The sequence below is a fragment of the Micromonospora sp. NPDC007220 genome (assembly GCF_040634035.1).
Lineage (GTDB): Bacteria > Actinomycetota > Actinomycetes > Mycobacteriales > Micromonosporaceae > Micromonospora > Micromonospora reichwaldensis.
This window is the reverse complement of record NZ_JBEYEU010000008.1, coordinates 107,698-128,750: the sequence shown is the minus strand read 5'-3', so window position 1 is coordinate 128,750 and position 21,053 is coordinate 107,698. Positions and strand designations below refer to the sequence as shown.

Here is a 21,053-nt window from a genome sequence, read left to right as displayed (position 1 = left end):
TTCGCCGGTGATCGATAGGGGAGTGTGTCTTTGTTCAGCAAACTGCGCAGGCAGCCGGACGCCGGCCTCATCGGCGCGCTACTGCTGTCGTACGCCGTCATGGTGCTGGCCGGGGCCCTCGGCTGGATGATCCCCTTCGCGGTCGCCGGCCTGGCCGTGGCCGCCGGTGAACTCACCCTGCTGCGCCGCCCGGCCGGCGGGGTACTGCTGGACAAGGCCGGGATCGGGAGCCTGTACCGGCACCTGGCCCGGGACCTGGCGGTCGTCCTGCTGATCGTGACGACGGTCCGCCCCGGCCCGACGGCGCTGGTCCTGGTGCTGCTGCTGCCCGCGGCGCTGCTGGCGCTCGCCCTCGGCACGGGGGTGCTGGCGCGCCTCGGCGAGCGGGGCGCCGCCGCCGTCGCCTTCGTCCGCAACATCGAGGTCGGGCGGTCCTCCGGGGCGCCCCGACCGCCGGCCTGGGCCGTCGCCCTCGAGGGCGACCGGCTGCCCCTGCTCAACCTGCTACTGGTGCCGGCGGCCGTGGTCGCGGTGCTGGCCGACGACGTGGCGCCGGTGGTGCTCACCGCGGCGGTCACCCTGGTGGCGGGGGCGCTGGTCGCCGCCGTGCTCGCGCTGACCTGGCTGCGCGGGCGCGGCCGGGCCACCTCGGCGCTGCCGGCGGTGCAGAGCTGGCTCGCCCGCGAGCAGCCGGACCTGGCGCTCTACTTCGCCGGCCCGGTCAAGGACGTCTACCAGGCCAACATGTGGCTCGCCCCGGTCGAGGCGACCGGCCGGCGGGCGGTGGTGCTGATGCGCCAGGAGGAGGCGTTCCGTGCGCTCGCCGACACCCGCCTGCCGGTGGTCTGCGTACCCGCCGGCACCGACTTCATGAACCTCGAACTGGGCAGCCTCCGCGCCGCCCTCTACGTGGCGAACGTCGGCGCCAACATCCACCTGCTGCGCGAGCCGGGCGTGAAGCACGTCTTCGTCGGCCACGGCGACAGCGACAAGCAGGCCAGCGTCAACCCCTACAGCAAGGTGTACGACGAGGTCTGGGTGGCCGGTCCGGCGGGGCGGGAACGCTACGCCCTCAGCGGCGTCGGCGTGCTCGACCGCGACATCGTCGAGATCGGCCGGCCGCAGCTGGCCGGCGTGCACACCTTCGGCTCGACGGCCACGGAGCGACCGTTCACCGTGCTCTACGCCCCGACCTGGGAGGGCTGGCTGGAGGAGGAGGTCTACCACACCTCCGTGGTGCTGATGGGCGAGCGGATCGTCGCCGGCCTGCTGGCGACCCCCGGGGTGCGGGTGATCTACAAGCCGCACCCGCTCACCGGCAGCCGGTCGGCGAAGGCCCGGTCGGCCAACGACCGGATCATCCGTCGGATCCGGGCCGCCGGCGGGCAGAGCGACGCGACCTCGCTGGCCGGCGACGCGCACCTCGTGGTCAACGGCCGGGCCCCGGGGCTGTTCGACTGCTTCAACCAGACCGACCTGCTGGTCAGCGACATCTCCAGCGTCGTCTCGGACTTCATGCAGAGCCAGCGGCCGTACGTCGTGGCGAACCCGGCCGGGGTGCCCGAGGACGAGTTCCGCCGCCGGTACCCCACCGCGCGGGCCGCGTACCTGCTCGGTGCGGACTGCGGTGAGCTGCCGAAGATCGTCGCGGTGACCCGGGCCGGTGACGACCCGATGACCGAGGCGCGTCGGGAGCTGAAGACGTACCTGCTGGGCCCGGACGAGCCGAACGCGATGGACCGGTTCCGGGCGGAGGTCGACCGGCTCTGCGGCTGACGCGTCGACGCGGGGGCGGTGTCCGGTGGTGCCGGTCACCGCCCCCGCGTCGTCCGTTCAGCCCCGCTGCGGCGGGTTCTCCACGTCCCGCGAGACGACCTCGCCGCGCTCGTCGACCCAGCCCTTCGGGCGCGCCGGGTTGCCGGCGACCAGCTGGTACGGCGCCACGTCCCGGGTCACCACGGAGCCGGCCGCGATCATCGCGTACTCGCCGACCTCGATGCCGCAGACGAGAGTGGCGTTGGCGCCGATCGAGGCGCCCCGGCGGACCAGGGTCGGCGTGATCGTCCAGTCCGGATTCTGCGCCCGGGGCCGGAAGTCGTTGGTGAAGACCGCGCACGGGCCGACGAAGACCTCGTCCTCGATGGTGACGCCCTGGTACACCGAGACGTTGTTCTGGATCTTGACCAGGTCGCCGACCGTCACGCCGGCGTCGACGTACACGTTGCGGCCGATGACGCAGCCGGCGCCGACCTGCGCCGAGGACCGGATGTGGGCAAGGTGCCAGACCTTCGTGCCGTCGCCGACGCGGGCACCCTCCTCGACGTCGGCCGTCGGGTGGACGAAGACGGAGGGGGGCAGGGAACTGCTGTCAGTCATCCTTCAACTCGCATGGCTCGGGGCGCGGCGTCGCGCCGTCGGTGATCCGCGTCGGCGTACGCCGGGCGGGCGTCGATCGCGCGGATCGGTTCTGCCACACCCGCCCCGGGGCGCGCGGGCGAGGCCGGGGGAGCGGACTCGGCGTAGCATAGCGACCCGTCAGGCGAGCAGCGCCGCCACCGCGTCGGCGACCGGCAGGTCCGCCGGCAGCGCGTCGGCGGCCACCACGGCGGGCACCGGCAGCGGGCCGTACAGGTGCGGGAAGAGCGCCCCGTCGCGCGACGGCTCCCAGCGCAGCGCGTCGCCCAGCCGGTCCGGGTCCACCGTCAGCAGGGTCAGCCCGGTGGCGCCCGCGAAGTACCGCCGGGCCGTACCGACCACCTGGTCGGCGCCGGAGAGGTGGATGAACCCGGACTGCCGGTCCAGCGCCGTACCGTCGAGGTGGCCGGCGGCCAGCGCGTCGTCCCACTCGGTGGTGGTGAGGAGCTTGTAGATCACCCCGGCAGCCTACGCGCGGCCGGTCCCGCCGGCGGCCGTCCCGGTTTCCCGGTACCGCCCCGGTGCCCGCCGCCGCCCGGCATGCTCGGGGCAGCGGGCCGCGGAGGGATGGCGATGGAGAGCTACGACGAGGACTGGACCGACAGCCAGCGGGCGCTGTACGACGAGTGCCACCGGGCGGGCGGCGAGTGGGCCGGCGACCCGGACACCCCGACCGAGGACGTGCAGCACGTGATCAACCTCGGCCAGGCGGACGACGACACCCTCCCGGACGCCGAGATCGACTATCCACCCCTGGTCGACGCGGTCACCCAGGCCACCGGCGAGATCGTCACCAGCGTGCCCGCCAGCCACCACGACCCCGGCTTCCGGGGCTTCGTCGACGGGGTCCGCGACGCGACGGCCGACGAGGTCTTCGGTCTCTGATCCGGCCGGCCTGCCCCGCCGGCGGCGGGCCGCACCTCCGACCGGGGAGCGGCCGGCGTGGGACCGGCCCTCCCGCCGCGAGCGGGTTTCTGCCACCATTCGGGTCGACAAGCCGACGAATGGGGGCCCCGGGTGCGCATCCTGCTGGTCGAGGACGACCGCCGGGTGGCCGCCGCGCTCTCCTCCGCCCTCACCCGCCGGGGGTACGAGGTGGAGCACGCCGCGACCGTCGCCGCGGCCCTCTGTGCCGCCCCCTGCGACCTGGTGCTGCTGGACCTGACCCTGCCCGACGGCGACGGCACCGACCTGTGCCGGGAGCTGCGGCGGCGCAGCAGCCAGCTCGGCATCATCGCGGTGACCGCCCGGGGCGAGGAACGGGACCGGGTGCTCGGCCTGCGGCTCGGCGCGGACGACTACGTGGTCAAGCCCTTCTCCATGACCGAACTCCAGGCGCGCATCGAGGCGGTGCTGCGCCGCGCGGCGCACGCCGTGCCGGAGCGCAACCTGATCGAGGTGGGGCCCGTACGCGTCGACGTGGCCGCCCGGACGGTCACCGTCGGGGGCCGGCCGGTGGCGCTGACCCGCAAGGAGTTCGACGTCCTGCTCTCCCTGGCCCGGCAGCCCGGCGTGGCGGTGGCCCGGGAACGGATCCTGCTCGACGCCTGGGGCTCGACCTGGGGCGACGGGCACACGGTCGAGGTGCACGTCGGCTCGCTGCGTGGCAAGCTGGGCGACCCCGGCCTGGTGGAGACCGTACGCGGGGTCGGCTACCGCCTGCGCGGCGAGTGAGGGGACGCCGTGCGACGTCGGCTGGTGATCAGCTATCTGCTGTTGATGGTGCTGGTGCTGATCGCGTTGGAGACCCCGCTGGCGATCACCCTGGCGAACCGGGAGACCGACCGGGTACGCGCCGACCGGCTCGCCGACGCCACCCGGTTCGCCTCGCTGGCTGGTCCGGCGCTGCGCGGCGGCACCCCCGGCCCGCTCGCCAACGAGCTGCGCAGCTACGACGCCCTGTACGACATCGGTGCGGCGGTGGTCGACCGGGAGCGTCGGACGGTGGCGGCCTCCGGGAGCTGGCGGATGGCCCCGGGTTCCCGCGAGGCGTTGGACATGGCGCTCTCCGGCCAGCAGGCCAGCGGGCCGGACTCGGTCTGGCCGTGGGTCGACGGGCCGATCGTCGTGGCGGTGCCGATCAACGACGGCGGCGAGGTGCTCGGGGCGGTGGTCATCACCACCCCCGCCGATCCGGTCCGGCGGGCCGTGACCGTCTGGTGGCTGGCGCTGGCCGGAACGGGGCTGCTCGCCGTGCTGGCCTGCGTGCTGACCGCGTTCGGGCTGGCCGGCTGGGTGTTGCGCCCGGTCACCGAGCTGGACGCGGTCACCCATGAGATCGCCGAGGGGGACCGTGGCGCGCGGGTGCAACACCGGCTCGGCCCGCCGGAACTGCGTCGCCTGGCGACCAGCTTCAACCACATGGCCGACGTCGTCTCCGACGTGATGGACCGGCAGCGGGCCTTCGTCGCGCACGCCAGCCACCAACTGCGCAACCCGTTGACCGCGCTGCGGCTGCGCGTGGAGGAGCTGGGACCGAGCCTCACCGACGCGGACGGGCGTGCCGAGCACCAACTGGCACTGGAGGAGACCGACCGGCTGGCCCTCGTGCTGGACGCGCTGCTGACCCTGGCCCGCGCGGAGCGGCGGGAGAACCAGCGGGTCACCGTCGACGCGGCGGCCGTCGCCGCGTCCCGGGTGGCCGCCTGGGAGCCGCTCGCCCGGCACCACCGCATCACCCTCCGGCTGGTGGCCGGGGACGCCCCGGCGTACGCGCGGACCGTGCCGACCGCCATCGACCAGGCCCTGGACGCGCTGATCGACAACGGGGTCAAGTTCAGCGACGCCGGTGGCGAGGTGACGGTGACCGTCCGGCACGACGGCGATGGCACCGCGCTGGAGGTCCGCGACACCGGGCCGGGCATGACGGCGAGCCAGCTCGGGCAGGCGACCGAGCGGTTCTGGCGGGCCCCGGAGGTGCAGAACATCGACGGGGCCGGGCTGGGCCTCACCATCGTCGCCGTGCTGGTCGACGCCTCGGACGGGCGGCTCACCATGCGCGGGGGCGAGCCGCGCGGCCTGGTCGCCGGCCTCTGGTTCCCCGCCCCCGCCGACGCCGCTCCCGCCGCGTCGAGCCGCGACGGCGCTCCCGCGTCGCCCCGCGCCACCGGGCAGCTCGACAGCGGCGTCGGGGTGTAGCGGCGGCGGGTCAGGGCTTGGCGGCGCGGTACCAGTCGGCGGCGCCGGGGTGCAGCGGCAGGGGGGCGGTGGCGATGGCCGAGCGGGGGCTCATCCGGCCGGCGGCCGGATGAGCGGCGGCCAACTCCTGGCGGCGTTCCATCAGCAGCCGGGTCACCTCCCGGATCAGGGGCGTCGGCAGGTCGGCCCGGACGATCAGGAAGTTCGGGTTGGCCACCGTGGTCACCGGGTCGGTGCCGTACACCGAGCGGGGGATGTCGCGGGAGACGTAGACCTCCGGGTTGCTCTCGCGGAGCGGCCCGGTCCACTCGCCGAGGTCGACGATCCGGGTCGCGCTGTCGTCCGTGAGCTGCTCCAGCGCCCTGACCGGCAGCCCGCCGGAGAAGAAGAACGCGTCGATCGTGCCGGCCCGCAGCGCCGCGACCGAGTCGTCGAGGCCGAGGTGCTCCTGGCGTACCCGGTCACCACCGAGGCGGGCCACCTCCAGCAGCCGGACGGCGGTGATCTCGGTGCCGGAGCCGGGCGCGCCCACGGACACCCGCCGCCCGCGCAGGTCGTTCAGGGTGCGGACGGGACCGCCGGCGGTGGTGACCAGGTGCAGCAGGTCGTCGTAGACCCGGGCGACCGCGACCACGGACGGGTGCGTCGCCGGCGCCGCCGGCAGCACGTCGGCCTGGGTGAAACCCAGCTCGGCCTCGCCGGAGCCGACCAGCCGGACGTTCTCCGCCGAGGCGGCGGTCACCACCACGCTGGCCCGGACGTCCGGCAGTTCCCGGTTGAGCACGGCGGCCAGGGACTGCCCGAAGGCGTGGTAGACCGCCGTCGGGCTGCCGGTCGCGATCCGGATCCGTACCGGTGGCTCGGGAGCGTCCTGGCAGCCGGCGACGCCGGGCAACGCCACCACCAGCAGCAGCGCCAGCAGCGCCGGCGGGTGGACACGGCGCGGGCGGACACGGCGGAACCCGGTGCGACTCACGCGCTGCACTCTGCGCCGTGCGGGCCGTCGCCGCAACCCGCCGCCCACCGACCGGGCTAGGAACCCGGCGGGTGTCGGTGACGATGGTCAGCTCGCTGCGGTACGCGACCGGTCCGCAGCGCTGCCGAACGTGCTCACCCGGCAATCACGACCGCTCGCGCAGGTGGGCGGGATCCAGCGCGGTGCTGTGCAGGATCCGCTGGCGGTCCGGGCCGTCGGCGACGCAGACCAGGTAACAGCCGGTGCCGGGGCGCAGCAGCGCCGGAACGTCCAGCAGGGCGGCCCCGCGTACCAGGATGGCGGCCAGTTCCCGGTCGGTGATCCGGACGCCGAGGATGTGCCGGCGGACGTGCCGCCCACCGGCGAGCAGGGCGGCCCGCCAGGCGGCGGCGGCCAGCCGGGGCCGCCACGCCCGCCGTACGGTCGACGCGCCCGGGACCGGCCCGCCCAGCAGCTCGCGCCGGCCCTGCCGCCAGCCGGCCTCCAGCGTCCTCGCGTACGCCGGCCGGTGCTGGTGCGGCACGGAGAGCCGGTGCAGCTCGAAGCGGCGGCGCAGGCCGCCCACGGTCACCTCGTGCTCGATGGGGACGTCCAGCCGGTGGAGGAGCTGACGCATGCGGTGCGCCGCCTCCTCCCGGTTGAACTCCACCGACGGGGGGCGGTGCTCCGCCGCCGGCCGGCGGGTGCCGACGACGGCCGGCGGGGGCGTGCAGCGCAGCAGGCAGGCGGCCTCGAACGCGTCCGCCAGGGTGGACCAGTCCAACGGCGGCGGCGTCGCGGGCAGGCGCGGCCGATCGAGCAGGATCTGTTCGGGAGCCAACTTGGGCACTCCTTGTCGGCGTCGGGGTCCCTCTACCGTGGTCGCTCGACGCCGCCGGGGAAACCGATCGGCCCCAGCCTTGAGGAAATCTTGCGGCTGTCCTACAGCTCCGTGACGATCACGTCGACCTGGCGTGGCCGACCGGGCGGGGCGGGCTGCTCCAGCACCGGATACTTCAGGTCGCGCAGCGCGGTCAGCAGCCCGCCGACGGTACGCGGCCGGATGCCCGCCGTCAGCAGGTCGCGGACCAGCCGGCCCTTGGTCGCCTTGTTGAAGTGGCTCACCACCGACCGGACGGGCACGCCGTCGACCTCGCGTTCGTGCAGCACCCGGACGGTCACGGTGCGGTCGGCCACCTCGCCGCGCGGCGCCCAGGTGGCCGCGTACGCGCCGGAGCGCAGGTCGAGCACCGGCCCGTCGCCGGCCGCCGCGGCCATCGCCGGCGCGAGCGCCCGCCGCCAGTACGCCGACAGCGCGCCGAGCCCCGGCAGCCGCGCCCCGATCGGGCACCGGTAGGGCGGGATCCGGTCGGTGAGGCGTACCGCGCCCCAGAGCCCCGAGCTGATCAGCACCGACCGGCGGGCGGCCCGCTGCGCGGTCGCCGGCAGCGAGGCGAGATCGAGCGCCTCGTAGAGCACCCCGGTGTAGACGCGGCCGGCGGGCGCGGTGGCCGCCGCCCGCAGCCGGGCGTTGCGGCGCAACTCGCCGCGCTGGCCCTCGCTGATCCCCAGCGCCGCCAGGGCCGCCCCCTCGTCGCCGTCGGCGCTGAGCGCGACCAGCGCCGTCAGCACCTCCTCCCGGGCGCCGGTCAGCTCCGGCAGGGAGAGCCCGGCGAGGTCGAGCCGCCGGCCGGTGCCGGCGTCGGCCTTCCCCTCGGAGGGCGGCAGCAGGATGAGCATCGGTGACTCCTCGGCTTGGCGCGGCGTCCGCGCGCCGGTCCGGCCAGCGTACGGGCCGGCCCTACCGCCACGGCCGCACCGGCGTCTGGGGGTGGTACACGCGATACCCGCCCACGTCGGCGACCAGCGCGGCGTCGGCCTGGTCGCCCAGCAGCCGGCGCAGCCGCCGTTCCGCCGCCGAGTCGGCCGCCAGCACGTACCCGGGCCGGTCGGCCCGCCCCACCTGCCGCCAGTACGCGGGATAGCGGTTCTGCCCGGGGGTGAGGTCGCCGTCGAGCACCGCGCACACCACCGCCTCGGCCGTGTTGAAGATCAGCCGGTTGCAGGTCCAGTAGTCCCCGTACACCTCGCGGGGGCCGCCCGTGCGGAGCGTGTCGGCCAGTTCGCGGGCCTGCCGCTCCTCGATCCGGGACGCCCCGGTGCCGGTGGCCGCGAACAGCACGGTGACCACCAGCGTGGTCGCGGCCAGCGCGGCGAGCACGGCGGTGGCCAGCGCGCCGGCCAGGCGGCCGAGCGCGCCGACCGTGCCCCGCCAGCAGGCGACCGCCGCCACCCAGAGCGGCCACAGCACCGCCGGCAGGGAGAGCTGGAGCACCGACAGGTAGCGGGCGTTGTCCAGCGGGCTGGTGGCCGCGAGAGGGCTGCGCACGTACGACAGCAGGGTCAACGCCGCGCCGACGACCAGCGAGAGGTGCACCACCGGGCCGACCCGCTCGCCGCGCGGGGCGCCCGCGGCCCGGCGGTACGCGAGGACGGCGAGCGCGGCGGCGACCACCAGCAGCACGGGGTAGAGCAGCCCGAACCAGCCCTGCCAACGAGCGCAGCCGTCGATCGGGCAGAGGCCGGCGGCGAGCGGCACCCCCTCCAACAGTCCGCCGTCGAGGCGCCGCGACCACGGCGGCGTCGGCCCGGCCTTGGTGCTGATCTCGCGGAACACCGACAGCGAGTCCTCGCCGGGCGGGGCGAGCAGGTTGTCCCGGATCATCGGCGCGATCCCGACGGCGAACCCGGCCAGCAGCAGCACCCCGGCCCAACCGAGCAGCTCCCGGCGGGCCACCCACGCCAGCACCAGCGCGGCCACCGCCAGGTAGGGCAGGATCAGCCAGTCCGACCAGACGGACACCCCGGCGAGCAGGCCGAAGAGCCCGACGGCCAGCCGGCGGTGCCGCACCGTTCCCCGGGCGAGGCCCACCGCGATCAGCAGCATCGCCAGCACCGCGACCTTGACCTCCGGGCGGCCGCCGACCACGGTCAGCTGGTCCCGGACGACCCGTTCCCCGCCGAGCGCCAGCAGGCCGACGATCCCGGTGGCGAACCAGGGCGAGCCGATCCGCCGGGTCAGCCGGTGGATCAGCCAGAGGAAGAGGGCGTAGAGCAGCAGCAGCGGCAGGCGCAGCAGCGGCCAGCCCGGCCCCGCCACCGCGATCAGCGGCGCGGCCAGGTACGACTCCAGCACCCCCATGTAGCGCTGCCCGTAGAGGAAGACCGGCAGCTCGCGGCCCTGCGCGATGTGCAGCGCGGCCAGCCCGAACGTCGCCTCGTCGCTGTTGGAGACGGGCACCGTGTGCAGGGTCAGGACCAGCCGGTAGCCGACCCCGGCGAGCCCGAGCAGCAGCGCCACGAGCGCCGGCCGGTCTAGCTGCGGGCGCCACCGCCCACGCTTGCGCACTGGTTGCGACACGACCAACGCCCCCGTCGTCGTCCCGACCGGAGTGTTTCACGCCGTCGGGGCCGGCCGGGGCGGATCGGCGCAGCGCGGACGATCCGCCGGACCACGGCGGGCATGACGTCGGGCTTCCCGACGGCCGGGGAAGATCGCCTCGCGTGGCCGAGGTGGCCGGGTTGTGGCAGGGTTGCTGGCGTGCCACCCACTGCCGCCGGCCAGTTGGCCGTACCGAACCTGCACCGGGCCGCGCGGATCGAGGACGCCGTGCACTCGCTGGTCGAGCGCCGGCTGCGGCGCACCGGCTGGCGGACGAACGTCATCGCGTACACCGGCTACGGCGCGCCCGGCTGGGTGCGGGTGATGTGCCGGGTGCTGCTGGGTCGGCCGGACACCCGCCAGCGCGGCCGGCTGGAGAAGGTGCGCGGGTGGCGCAGCTTCACCACGCTGCCAGCCAAGCACGTCACGGTCACCATCGAGGCCGGCGGGGAACGGCACGAGGCGCGGGCCGACCGCAGCGGGTTCGTCGACGCCGTGGTCGAGGCGGACCTGCCGCCCGGCTGGGGCTCGGTGCGGATCAGCCTGCCGGACGCCGAGCCGGTCGAGGCGCCGGTGCGCATCCTCGACCCGGAGGTGCGCTTCGGCATCCTCTCCGACATCGACGACACGGTCATGGTCACCGCGCTGCCCCGGCCGCTGCTCGCCGCCTGGAACACGTTCGTCCTCGACGAGCACGCCCGCAACGCCGTGCCCGGCATGGCGGTGCTCTACGAGCGGCTGGTCACCGCGCACCCGGGCGCTCCGGTCTTCTACCTCTCCACGGGCGCCTGGAACGTGGCGCCGACGCTGACCCGGTTCCTGTCCCGGCACCTCTACCCGGCCGGCCCGCTGCTGCTGACCGACTGGGGACCGACCGCCGACCGCTGGTTTCGCAGCGGGCGGGAGCACAAGCGGGTCACCCTGGCCCGGCTGGCCAAGGAGTTCCCGGACGTGAAGTGGCTGCTGGTCGGCGACGACGGGCAGCACGACCCGGAGATCTACCGCGAGTTCGCCGCCGCCCACCCGGAGAACGTGGCCGGCGTGGGTATCCGCCGGCTTTCGCCCACGCAGGCGGTGCTGGCCGGTAGCCTGCCCACCCCGGCCGGCGAGTCGTCGGCGGGGCCGGTGGGGCAGAAGTGGCTCTCCGCGCCCGACGGCGCAGGGCTCTGGAAGCTGCTGCGCGACGCCGGCCTGGTCTGACGGACCGCCGACCGGCAGCCCTCCGAGCCTGTTTCTGACCGGGCCCCGCCGGGGCCGCACGGCATCGAGCCTGCCCCGCGGGCAGGTACCGCTCGCATCGCACTCATGGCCCCGCCGACTGCAACTACTTGGCAACGCATAATAGTCGAGGTAGTGTGTGCCGCATGATAGCGGCCGGCTCCGGGGCCTCCGACGACGGCGACAGGCAGACGCAGTTGCTGCGTGGCGCCCTCGACATGTGCCTGTTGGCCCTGCTCGCCAGGCGGGCGACGCATGGCTACGAGCTGGTCGGCCGACTTGAGGCGATCGGCATCGAGGGCGTCGGCTACGGCACGATCTACCCGCTGCTGACCCGGATGCGTCGTCTCGGCCTCGTCGTCGACGAGGTGCAAGCCAGCCCGACAGGGCCGCCCCGCAAGGTCTACGCGGTCACCGACGCCGGCCAGGAGCGTCTGGACGCGTGGCGGCGGCAGTGGACGCGGTTCGTCCACACCGTGAACACCGCTCTGACCGACTCCACCTCCGACAACGCAAGGAGTTGATTGTGGACGCCATCGACGAGGCCATGGTGGCTGCTGAACGGGAATGGCGGGCATGCGGCATTCGTCGCCGGGACCGCGCGGTGCTCGCTGCCGATCTCCGGCTGGAGTTGCGCTCAGCCGCCGCCGACGGTGTCACGCCGGAGCAACTCCTGGGCTCCGACCTTCGGGGGTTCGCGCGACAGTTGGCCGACGAGGCCGGAGTGCAGCGCGTTCGACACGAGTACGCCCGCCTGACGCAGACCGCCCTGACCGGCGCCGTGCTCGGTGCCTGCGTCGGTGCGATCGCGCTTGTCCTCGTGTACCCGATCCTGGTCGCGTGGATCGACGTGCCGCGCGGGTTCCGGATGCCGACCGTGCTGGCGGTCCTGCTCTACTACGGCACCGCAGCCGCGCTCGCCGTCGGCGGCGCGGTCATCGCGGTACGGGCGCGGCTGGGGCATCTGCCACGGATCCGGCAGACCGCGAACGCCATGATCGTGCTGCTGCCGATCGGCGGCGCGATCGCCATGCCGGTCACCATGGGGTTCGCCAGGGCGGTCGGCTACAGCACCCACCCGCTCATCATGGCCATCGAGGCCGCGCTCGTCGCTGCCGCCGTCACGGGTGCCACCCTTGTGGCCCGCAAGTGGTCGCTGCGTGACGGTGGCGGGTACGAAAGGGCGGTAGCGGCGTGAGGCCGGCTCAACGCATTCACGCAGCCTGCTGCGACGTGGTCGTGGGTGTCCTTCTCCTGCTAAGAAGCGGATGAGGAACAGGACGAACTGGGCAGGTGGCCTGACGCTGTGGCTGCTGTTCGGGATTCATGATGATCATGTTCAGCCTGAACCCCGTTGTCCCCTTGGGGGTGCGGCTTTTGTAGCACCTTGGGCCGTGGTCGGGCAGTTCGACGGTGGCCTGCTGCGGGGCCACCTCGGCCAGCCGGGCGGGGCGCCCGGGGCGGCACCGGGGTCGATCTCCAGCATCAGCAGAAACCTCCACTGGTTCGAGGTGGTCGCCAGTTGACGGCAGTGCAGAAGGTCCGGCGCGACTCTCGCGGCGTCAACGCTCTGCTCATGGCAGGGGTCTGCTTGATCGCGAGCGTCCTTCTCGGTGCCTGCGGGCAGACGGAGCCACCGCCGATCAAGGCCGATGACGTGCCGGGGACCTGGTGTTCCGGAAGCGGAGACCTGTTGACGGTGAAGAAGGAAGGTGAATTCGTTCTCACGAAGTTGTCGCATGACTTCTTCACCGTTCTTCACGATGATGACGAGTTCGCCGAAGGGTATGTGCTGGATCGGGATTTCGGTGGCAGGCGGCCTGCGGGCGGACATGGCCGTTGGTCCTATGATGATGCTGCCCGATCGCCCAGCCTCGATCTGGAATTCGAGGTGCTCGGCTCGTCGGCGAATGCAAGGTCTGCCGAGCTCAAAGTTCGCACAGTTGACGGCGATATCGGGCTTTTTGGCTACGACGGTGATCCTGACCAGGGTTATACCGTCCGATTCCTCCGCTGTGAGTAGGGGGCCCACTCCGCCGCTCGATGCCGCTCGATCGGCGGCAGGGTGGTCGGGGGCCAACGGCCTGCGATCGCCCACAGGCTGGGCCGGCAGCCTCACCGTCGGGTGCCGACGTGACCCCGGTCGGTGAAAATCGTGAAGGATACTTGCAAAGCGCCGCGGCAACGCTGAATATCTTTTCGTGCGTAGAGATTATGGTCGATACCTGTCCGGGCTGGCGCTGGTGGCGGCGCTGGCCCTCGGCGCGGCCGTCCCCACGGGCGCCCCCGCCTCCCGTCCCGCCACGCCGGAGACCGTGCCCGTCGCCGCCCAGGCGGCCTGCGTGACCGACCCGGCCACCCCGAAGCGGCAGCTGCGCGGCATGTGGATCGCCAGCGTGGCCAACATCGACTGGCCCAGCCGCACGGGGCTCACGCCCGCCGCCCAGCAGGCGGAGTACCGGGGCTGGCTCGACCTGGCCAAGCAGCGTCGGATGAACGCCGTCGTCGTGCAGATCCGCCCGGCCGCCGACGCGTTCTGGCCGTCGACGTACGAGCCGTGGTCGCAGTGGCTGACCGGCACCCAGGGCGGCAACCCCGGCTACGACCCGCTGGCCTTCATGGTGGCCGAGGCGCACGCCCGCAACCTGGAGTTCCACGCCTGGTTCAACCCGTACCGGGTGGCGAACCACACCGACCTGACCAAGCTGGCGGCCAGCCACCCGGCCCGCAAAAACCCGGGCTGGACCGTCACCTACGGCGGGCACATCTACTACAACCCCGGCATTCCCGCCGTCCGCGCCTTCGTGCAGGACGCGATGATGGACGCCGTCAAGCGCTACGACATCGACGCGGTGCACTGGGACGACTACTTCTACCCGTACCCGGTCAGCGGGGTGGCGTTCCCCGACCAGGCCACCTACGCCCAGTACGGCGCCGGTTTCAGCACCATCGGCGACTGGCGGCGCAACAACGTCAACCTGCTGGTCCGGGAGATGCGTGACAAGATCCGGGCGGCCAAGCCGTGGGTGAAGCTGGGCGTCAGCCCGTTCGGCATCTGGCGCAACGCCGGCACCGACCCGCTCGGTTCGCGCACCACGGGCCTCCAGTCGTACGACGCGATCTACGCCGACACCCGGCGCTGGGTGCGGCAGGGGTGGGTCGACTACATCGCCCCGCAGATCTACTGGCACATCGGCCACCCGGCGGCCGACTACGCGGAGCTGGTCCGCTGGTGGTCCGAGACCGTGGCCGGCACCGACGTGCAGTTGCTCGTGGGGCAGGCCACCTACCGCGCGGGCGCGTCCGGGCAGGACGCCGCCTGGCAGGACCCGGCCGAGCTGACCGACCACCTCACGCTGAACCGCAGCTACCCGAGGATCGTCGGCGACATCCACTTCAGCGCCAAGGATGTCCGCGCGGACCGCATCGGCGCCGTCTCCCGGACGGCGACCGACCACTACCGCCGGCCCGCGCTGGCGCCGGCCGGGGTGGGCGGCGCCGCGCCCGCCGCCCCGAACCTCACCTCGGCGGTACGCGGCACCGGCGGCGTGACCCTGAACTGGCAGCGCGGCGCCACCGGCAGCACCGCCGCGTACGCGGTGTACCGGCTGCCCGGCGACGGTGCGGTCGACGCCTGCGACCTGGCCGACGCCCGCAACCTGCTCGGCACGGTCCGCGCCTCGGGCGGCACCGGGACGTTCACCGACGCCACCGCCGCGGCCGGCTCGACGTACCGCTACCTGGTGACGGCGCTGGACCGGCTGCACCACGAGAGCGCCGCGAGCAACGCGCGGGTGGTCACCGGCACCGGCGGTACGTTCAGTGTGATCGTGGACAACGCCACGGCCGGCGGCTTCACGGCCGCCACCACCTGGGGCACGTCGTCGTACCTCCCGGCGCGCTACGGGGCCAACTACCGGTTCGCCAGCCCGCAGGCGGTCAGCGACCCGGCCTGGTTCACCGCGACGCTGCCCGCCGCGGGCTCGTACCGGGTCGAGGTCTGGTACCCGGCCGACCCCGGCTACAACAGCGCCACGCCGCACCTGGTGGCGACGGCGAACGGGAACGTCACCGCCACCGTCGACCAGCGCAGCGGCGGCGGGCAGTGGCGGGTGCTCGGCACCTACGACCTCGCCGCGGGGACGCGTCAGGTCGTCGGGGTCAGCCGCTGGACCAGCACCCAGGGGTACGTCGTCGCCGACGCCGTCCGGATCACCCGCCTCTGAGCATGCCCGTTCCCCGGGGCGTCCCGCCGCCCCGGGGAACGGGCCGGCCAACGCTAGAGTCGGGCCGACAAATACGTTTCCGTGACCGCGGGAGGGCTCATGCGCCGACGTGTTGCCGCCGGTTCGGCAGCCGTGCTGGCGCTGGCCGTAGGTGTCTCGGGATGTAGTGACGACACGCCACCGCCTCCGCCGAAGACCACCGCCACCGCGAGCCCTTCCGAGTCGTCGGCACTCGACCCTCCGCTGGCCTTCGCCGCGAAGCCGGTCCGGATACCGCTGCCCAGCAGGATGTTCCAGCTCCGGGACGGGGCCGCGTATCTGCTGGACGGCAAGAACGCCCTCGCCGCGTACGACCTGGCCACGGGTGCGCGTCGCTGGAGTGCGCCGCTGGCCGGTCCGCCGGTCAGGCTGGGCAACACCGGGCCGATGATCGCGGAGGTGGACGGCAAGCCGACCGCCTTCGTGACCTATCGGGTGGATATCGTAGGCAGCGGAACGGTTCCCGCCCGCACCGTGCTGCGGGTGGCGAGCTTCGGGCTGGCCGATGGCGTGCCCGGCTGGCAGTCGGATGTGGACGACAGGGGCATCCCCGAGGACGGCAGCCTCGGGGTCGACAAGGTGGTGGCGGCCAGCTCCGACCATGTCGTGCTGTCCACCGACTCGTACGACACGGGCGTCAGCGGCGACTTCACCGCCGTTCTCGACGCCAGGACCGGCAAGGTCCGGTGGACGAAGCCCGCCTTCCAGGCCCGAGCCCTCGACGGCGACGTCGTCGCCGGCATGACTTCCGGAGCGGATGCGCACAGGGTCCCGAGTTCGACGATCGGGCTCGCCGCCTCGGACGGTTCCCAGGTGTGGGCCCATGAGGAGACGAAGCCCGCCGGCAACCTGATCAACGGCCCACTCGGCGGCGGGCTGCTCCAGGTGTACCCGGTGGGCCGCCGCGGCGACGGGCCCAACGGGATCGTCGACATCAGGACCGGTCGCGAGGTCATCCGCCTGGAGACGGGAGGTGGCGCCAGCGTCTGCCGATACGACGACGAGAGCGTCGTCGTCTGCTCGCAGCACCTCGTCAGCCGGACCGGAACCATGGTCGCGTATGACACCACGTCCCACGAGCGACTGTGGCAGGTGCCCGGGAAGGATTCCGGGCGGGAGGCGCCCAAAATCACGGCCGCCCGACGTGGCGTGGTCTACGGATCCACCAGCAACGGGCCGCTGATCCTCGACGCGCGCACGGGGCAGGACAGGGTCACGGATCTCCCCTTCGTCCCCGAAGTCGTCGTTCCGGGCTTCGGGATCGACGTCGAACAGAGGGAGATGACGGTCCATCCCGCGATCGGCTGAGCCTTGCAGCGAGGAGGACGGCCGAGGCGTCTCCGGCGTACGGTCAGTCGCGGCGCAGCCAGAGCACGCCGAGCGGGGGCACCCGCAGCGCGGCCGAGGCGGGCAGCCCGTGCCACGGCACGTCCTCGGCGTGCACGGCGCCCAGGTTACCCACCCCCGAGCCGCCGTAGTGGTGGGCGTCGGTGTTGAGCACCTCCGCCCACGTGCCGCCGGCCGGCAGCCCGATCCGGTAGTCCTCGAGTGGCAGGGCGGAGAAGTTCGCCACGCAGACCAGGGTCGCGCCGTCGGGGGCGATCCGGACGAACGAGACGGTGTTGTTGGCGACGTCGTCGCCGGCGATCCAGCGGAAGCCGGCCGGCTCGGTGTCCTGCGCCCACAGCGCGGGGGTGTCCCGGTAGACGCGGTTCAGGTCGCCGACGAGCCGCTGCACCCCGGCGCGGGCCGGGTCGTGCAGCAGGTACCAGTCGAGGCCCCGCTCCTCGCTCCACTCCCGGTCGTCGGCCAGCTCGCAGCCCATGAAGAGCAACTGCTTGCCGGGATGCGCCCACATGTACGCCAGCAGCGCGCGTACGTTGGCCAGCCGCTGCCAGGTGTCGCCGGGCATCTTGCCGGCCAGGGAGCCCTTGCCGTGCACCACCTCGTCGTGGCTGATCGGCAGCACGTAGTTCTCGCTCCAGGCGTACGCCAGGGAGAACGTGAGCTGATGGTGGTGGTGCTGCCGGTGGACCGGGTCCTTCGACGTGTAGAGCAGGGTGTCGTGCATCCAGCCCATGTTCCACTTGAACCCGAAGCCGAGCCCGCCGTCGGCCGTGGCGCGGGTGACCCCCGGCCATGCGGTGGACTCCTCGGCGATCATCGTCACCCCGGCGTGGTGCTTGTAGACCGTCGCGTTGACCTCCTGCATGAAGGCGATGGCCTCCAGGTTCTCCCGGCCGCCGTGCCGGTTGGGCAGCCACTGCCCCTCCTGGCGCGAGTAGTCCAGGTAGAGCATCGAGGCGACCGCGTCCACCCGCAGCCCGTCGACGTGGAACTGGTCGCACCAGTAGAGCGCGTTGGCGACCAGGAAGTTGCGCACCTCCGGGCGGCCGAAGTCGAAGACGTACGTGCCCCAGTCGGGGTGCTCGCCCCGGCGCGGGTCGGGGTGCTCGTAGAGGGCGGTGCCGTCGAAGCGACCGAGGGCCCACTCGTCCTTGGGGAAGTGCGCCGGCACCCAGTCCAAGATCACGCCGATGCCGGCGGCGTGCAGCGCGTCCACGAGGTGCCGGAACTCGTCGGGATCGCCGAAGCGGGACGTCGGCGCGTAGTAGCCGGTGACCTGGTAGCCCCAGGACCCGCCGAACGGGTGCTCCATCACGGGCAGCAACTCCACGTGGGTGAAGCCCAGCTCCGTGACGTACGCGGTCAGCTGCTCGGCCAGCTCCCGGTAGCTCAGCCCGGGGCGCCACGAGCCGAGGTGCACCTCGTAGACGCTCATCGGCTCCTGGTGCGGCTGCCGCCGGGCCCGCCGCGCCAGCCAGTCGGCGTCGCCCCACTCGTACGTCGAGTGGTGCACCACCGACGCGGTGGCCGGCGGCACCTCCGCGTACGCCGCCAGGGGGTCGGCCTTGTCCCGCCACTGCCCGTCGGCGCCCAGGATCCGGTACTTGTAGCGGGCCCCCGCCCCGACGCCCGGGACGAACAGCTCCCACACCCCGCTGCCGCCGAGCGAGCGCATCGGCCAGCCGTCGTCCGGCGCCCAGCCCGCGAAGTCCCCGACCACCCGCACGCCGCGCGCGTTCGGCGCCCAGACGGTGAACGCCACGCCCTCGTCGAAGACCCGCGCGCCGAGGGCCTCCCAGAGCCGCTCGTGCCGGCCCTCGCCGATCAGGTGCAGGTCCAGCTCGCCCAGCGTGGGCGGGTAGCGGTACGGGTCGTCGTGGATCCGGCCGTCGACCTCGACGCGGTAGTCGAGCACCTCGCCCGCGACCTCCGCCTCGAAGACGCCGACGTCGTGCACCCGCCGCATCCGGTGCCGCTCGCCGTCGACGACGAGGGCGACGTCGGCGGCGCCCCGGCGCAGCGTCCGGACGACCGTCCGCCCGTCGGCCGGGTGCGCGCCGAGGACGGCGTGCGGGTCGTGCGTGGCGCCGGCGATCAACTGGTCCATCGGGCGTCGTCCTTCTGGGCGGGAGCGGTGGGGGCGGTGCCGCCCGAGAGGTCGTCGGGGACGTCTTCGACGGTCAGGTCCGGCGCCGCCTGCGCCGGCGCGGGGCCGACACCGGGGGCGGGTCGCCGCACCGTCAGCACGTGCGCCGGTTGCAGGTACGGGTCGAGGCGCACGGCGTTGCGCTGCCCCCAGTCGTAGCTGGCGCCGGTCAGCTCGTCGCGCACCGTGAACCGGTCGTGCCAGTCGAGGCCGAGCGCGGGCATGTCAAGCGTGGTGTTGCCCCACTGCACCTCACGCGAGTCGAACGAGCAGACCACGAGCACGGTGTTGCCCGTCTCCGGGTCGTGCTTGGACCAGCAGAGCAGCGCCGGGTTGTCGATGTCGTGGAAGACCAGGTTGCGCAGCTGGTGCAGGGCCGGGTTCTCCCGGCGTACGCGGTTGAGCACCGCGATGAACGGCGCGAGGGAGCGGCCCTGCGCCTGCGCGCCGGCCCAGTCCCGGGGGCGCAGCTCGTACTTCTCGTTGTCCAGGTACTCCTCCGCGCCGGGGCGGGCGACGTGCTCGAACAGTTCGTAGCCGGCGTACATGCCCCAGGAGGGGGAGAGCAGCGCGGCCAGCACCGCCCGGATCTTGAACATCGGCGGGCCGCCGTGCTGCAACGACTCGTGCAGGATGTCCGGCGTGTTCGGCCAGAAGTTGGGCCGCATGTAGTCGGCCGCCTCGACCAGCTCCTCGCAGTACGCCCGCATCTCCGCCGCCGACGTGCGCCAGGTGAAGTACGTGTACGACTGGGTGAAGCCGATCTTGCCCAGCCCGTGCATGATCGCCGGCCGGGTGAACGCCTCGGCGAGGAAGAGCACGTCCGGGTCGACCTTCTTCACCTCGGCGATCAGCCAGTGCCAGAAGTCGAACGGCTTGGTGTGCGGGTTGTCCACCCGGAAGATCCGGATGCCCTCGCCGACCCAGTGCAGCACCACCCGCAGGACCTCGGCCCGGATGCCCTCCGGGTCGTTGTCGAAGTTGACCGGGTAGATGTCCTGGTACTTCTTCGGCGGGTTCTCCGCGTACGCGATGCTGCCGTCGGCCCGGGTGGTGAACCACTCCGGGTGCTCGGTCACCCACGGGTGGTCCGGCGCGCACTGCAACGCCAGGTCCATCGCCACCTCGAGGCCCTGCTCGGCGGCGGCGGCGACGAAGTCGCGGAAGTCCTCCGGCGTACCCAGGTCGGGGTGGATGGTGTCGTGGCCGCCCTCGGCGGCGCCGATGGCCCACGGCGAGCCGACGTCGTCCGGCCCGGCGGTCAGCGAGTTGTTGGGGCCCTTGCGGTTGACCCGGCCGATCGGGTGGATCGGCGGCAGGTAGAGCACGTCGAAGCCCATCGCCGCGACGCCGGGCAGGCGCTCGACGGCGGTGGCGAACGTGCCGGAGCGCGCCGGCGCGTCGGCGGTGGCCGGGACGGCCCCCTCCGAGCGGGGGAAGAACTCGTACCAGGCGGAGAAGAGCGCCCGCCGGCGGTCCACCCAGAGCCGGTGCTCCGCGCCGGTGGTGACCAGCTCCCGGACCGGGTGCTCCCAGAGCAGGTCGGCCAGCTCCAGCGCGGGGGCGACCCGCCGGGGCAGCTCCCTGTCGGCGTCGCCCAGCGCCGCCACCGCCGCGCGGACCCGCCCCGCGTCGCCGGCCGGCACCAGCTCCACGGCCGCGGTCAGCACCCGGGCGCCCTCGGCGAGGTCGTTGGCCAGGTCCGCCGGCCCCTGCCCGGCGGCGATCTTCTTGGTGACCGCGTTCTGCCAGGTCAGGTACGGGTCCTGGAACGCCTCCACGGTGAACACCCACTCGCCGACCGCGTCGGGGCGGATCACCGCGTGCCAGCGGTCCTGCCCGGGCTCGCCGGGGCGCATCCGGGTGAACGGTCGGGCCCGCCCGTCGGGACCACGCCAGACCACGTTGCAGCCGAGCGCGTCGTGCCCCTCCCGGTAGGCGCGGGCCGACACCGGCACCGGCTCGTCGACCACCGCCTTGGCCGGGTAGCGACCGCAGGAGACGACGGGGGAGACGTCTTCGATCGGGAACCGTCCAGTCACCGGTTCAACCTACTGCGCGAGATCCTTTCGCGCGCGGCCAAGCACCCCATCGCCCTCCCTCCTGACGTGTCCAGAGAGGTCCGGT

Annotated in this window: 19 protein-coding genes; 11 read left to right on the top strand and 8 right to left on the bottom strand. The window is 73.5% G+C overall.

Translation table 11 applies throughout. The features are described from left to right. Positions 1-30 precede the first annotated feature (30 nt). The gene (locus ABZ573_RS17595) at positions 31-1,776 is read left to right on the top strand and encodes a CDP-glycerol glycerophosphotransferase family protein (RefSeq protein ID WP_358119057.1); all 1,746 of its coding nucleotides are present in this window, start codon (positions 31-33) and stop codon (positions 1,774-1,776) included. A 57-nt stretch (positions 1,777-1,833) separates the two neighbouring features. Here ABZ573_RS17595 and ABZ573_RS17590 read toward each other — a convergent pair whose 3' ends face one another. Together ABZ573_RS17590 and ABZ573_RS17585 are read right to left on the bottom strand one after the other, a co-directional pair. Next, positions 1,834-2,376, bottom strand: coding sequence for an acyltransferase (locus ABZ573_RS17590; protein ID WP_151454371.1), 543 nt, complete (start codon positions 2,374-2,376; stop codon positions 1,834-1,836). Positions 2,377-2,535: 159 nt separating this feature from the next. Further along, positions 2,536-2,874, bottom strand: coding sequence for a DUF952 domain-containing protein (locus ABZ573_RS17585; RefSeq protein ID WP_311412825.1), 339 nt, complete (start codon positions 2,872-2,874; stop codon positions 2,536-2,538). Between the two features lie 114 nt (positions 2,875-2,988). Between ABZ573_RS17585 and ABZ573_RS17580 the strand changes: the two genes are divergently transcribed. From ABZ573_RS17580 to ABZ573_RS17570, 3 genes are all read left to right on the top strand, one after another. Further along, positions 2,989-3,300: a hypothetical protein gene (locus ABZ573_RS17580; protein WP_151454373.1), complete on the top strand. Its 312-nt coding sequence runs from the start codon at positions 2,989-2,991 to the stop codon at positions 3,298-3,300. Between the two features lie 132 nt (positions 3,301-3,432). Further along, positions 3,433-4,089 (top strand): response regulator transcription factor, encoded by a 657-nt coding sequence (locus ABZ573_RS17575; protein WP_132235788.1) that lies wholly within the window; start codon positions 3,433-3,435, stop codon positions 4,087-4,089. A gap of 9 nt (positions 4,090-4,098) precedes the next feature. After that, positions 4,099-5,553, top strand: coding sequence for an ATP-binding protein (locus tag ABZ573_RS17570; protein ID WP_358119053.1), 1,455 nt, complete (start codon positions 4,099-4,101; stop codon positions 5,551-5,553). 10 nt (positions 5,554-5,563) lie between these two features. On the opposite strand, the gene ABZ573_RS17565 is transcribed toward ABZ573_RS17570, so the two are convergent. The 4 genes from ABZ573_RS17565 to ABZ573_RS17550 form a co-directional block, all read right to left on the bottom strand. Next, positions 5,564-6,529 (bottom strand): TAXI family TRAP transporter solute-binding subunit, encoded by a 966-nt coding sequence (locus tag ABZ573_RS17565; protein WP_192581378.1) that lies wholly within the window; start codon positions 6,527-6,529, stop codon positions 5,564-5,566. A gap of 145 nt (positions 6,530-6,674) precedes the next feature. Continuing rightward, the gene (locus ABZ573_RS17560; RefSeq protein ID WP_151454376.1) at positions 6,675-7,349 is read right to left on the bottom strand and encodes a hypothetical protein; all 675 of its coding nucleotides are present in this window, start codon (positions 7,347-7,349) and stop codon (positions 6,675-6,677) included. A gap of 101 nt (positions 7,350-7,450) precedes the next feature. Beyond that, the gene (gene yaaA / locus ABZ573_RS17555; protein WP_151454377.1) at positions 7,451-8,248 is read right to left on the bottom strand and encodes a peroxide stress protein YaaA; all 798 of its coding nucleotides are present in this window, start codon (positions 8,246-8,248) and stop codon (positions 7,451-7,453) included. A gap of 61 nt (positions 8,249-8,309) precedes the next feature. Beyond that, the gene (locus ABZ573_RS17550; protein WP_327031077.1) at positions 8,310-9,929 is read right to left on the bottom strand and encodes a hypothetical protein; all 1,620 of its coding nucleotides are present in this window, start codon (positions 9,927-9,929) and stop codon (positions 8,310-8,312) included. Between the two features lie 180 nt (positions 9,930-10,109). On the opposite strand from ABZ573_RS17550, the gene ABZ573_RS17545 reads away from it, so the two are divergent. From ABZ573_RS17545 to ABZ573_RS17515, 7 genes are all read left to right on the top strand, one after another. Beyond that, on the top strand, positions 10,110-11,150 hold the full coding sequence (locus ABZ573_RS17545; RefSeq protein WP_132235800.1) for a phosphatase domain-containing protein: 1,041 nt from the start codon (positions 10,110-10,112) through the stop codon (positions 11,148-11,150). A gap of 164 nt (positions 11,151-11,314) precedes the next feature. Beyond that, positions 11,315-11,692 (top strand): PadR family transcriptional regulator, encoded by a 378-nt coding sequence (locus ABZ573_RS17540; protein ID WP_151454379.1) that lies wholly within the window; start codon positions 11,315-11,317, stop codon positions 11,690-11,692. A 2-nt stretch (positions 11,693-11,694) separates the two neighbouring features. Further along, complete coding sequence (locus ABZ573_RS17535) at positions 11,695-12,366, top strand: hypothetical protein (RefSeq protein WP_151454380.1); 672 nt, start codon at positions 11,695-11,697, stop codon at positions 12,364-12,366. 196 nt (positions 12,367-12,562) lie between these two features. Further along, on the top strand, positions 12,563-12,694 hold the full coding sequence (locus tag ABZ573_RS17530; RefSeq protein WP_255474748.1) for a hypothetical protein: 132 nt from the start codon (positions 12,563-12,565) through the stop codon (positions 12,692-12,694). Beyond that, positions 12,691-13,191, top strand: coding sequence for a hypothetical protein (locus tag ABZ573_RS17525; RefSeq protein ID WP_151454381.1), 501 nt, complete (start codon positions 12,691-12,693; stop codon positions 13,189-13,191). The genes ABZ573_RS17530 and ABZ573_RS17525 overlap by 4 nt, the downstream gene beginning before the upstream one ends. A 178-nt stretch (positions 13,192-13,369) precedes the next feature. After that, positions 13,370-15,394, top strand: a complete 2,025-nt coding sequence (locus tag ABZ573_RS17520; RefSeq protein WP_358119048.1) for a family 10 glycosylhydrolase — start codon at positions 13,370-13,372, stop codon at positions 15,392-15,394. Between the two features lie 132 nt (positions 15,395-15,526). After that, on the top strand, positions 15,527-16,741 hold the full coding sequence (locus ABZ573_RS17515) for a PQQ-binding-like beta-propeller repeat protein (RefSeq protein ID WP_358119046.1): 1,215 nt from the start codon (positions 15,527-15,529) through the stop codon (positions 16,739-16,741). 43 nt (positions 16,742-16,784) lie between these two features. Here ABZ573_RS17515 and glgB read toward each other — a convergent pair whose 3' ends face one another. Together glgB and ABZ573_RS17505 are read right to left on the bottom strand one after the other, a co-directional pair. Next, on the bottom strand, positions 16,785-18,887 hold the full coding sequence (gene glgB, locus ABZ573_RS17510; RefSeq protein WP_327031082.1) for a 1,4-alpha-glucan branching protein GlgB: 2,103 nt from the start codon (positions 18,885-18,887) through the stop codon (positions 16,785-16,787). Further along, positions 18,875-20,968 (bottom strand): maltotransferase domain-containing protein, encoded by a 2,094-nt coding sequence (locus ABZ573_RS17505; RefSeq protein ID WP_358119043.1) that lies wholly within the window; start codon positions 20,966-20,968, stop codon positions 18,875-18,877. The genes glgB and ABZ573_RS17505 overlap by 13 nt, the downstream gene beginning before the upstream one ends. Between the last annotated feature and the right edge of the window lie 85 nt (positions 20,969-21,053).

Excerpts from the sequence above, each read along its gene's own strand:
- ABZ573_RS17590 (WP_151454371.1), bottom strand. The coding sequence starts at position 2,376 with ATGACTGACAGCAGTTCCCTGCCCCCCTCCGTCTTCGTCCACCCGACG.
- ABZ573_RS17580 (WP_151454373.1), top strand. The coding sequence starts at position 2,989 with ATGGAGAGCTACGACGAGGACTGGACCGACAGCCAGCGGGCGCTGTAC.
- yaaA (WP_151454377.1), bottom strand. The coding sequence starts at position 8,248 with ATGCTCATCCTGCTGCCGCCCTCCGAGGGGAAGGCCGACGCCGGCACC.
- ABZ573_RS17540 (WP_151454379.1), top strand. The coding sequence starts at position 11,315 with ATGATAGCGGCCGGCTCCGGGGCCTCCGACGACGGCGACAGGCAGACG.
- glgB (WP_327031082.1), bottom strand. The coding sequence starts at position 18,887 with ATGGACCAGTTGATCGCCGGCGCCACGCACGACCCGCACGCCGTCCTC.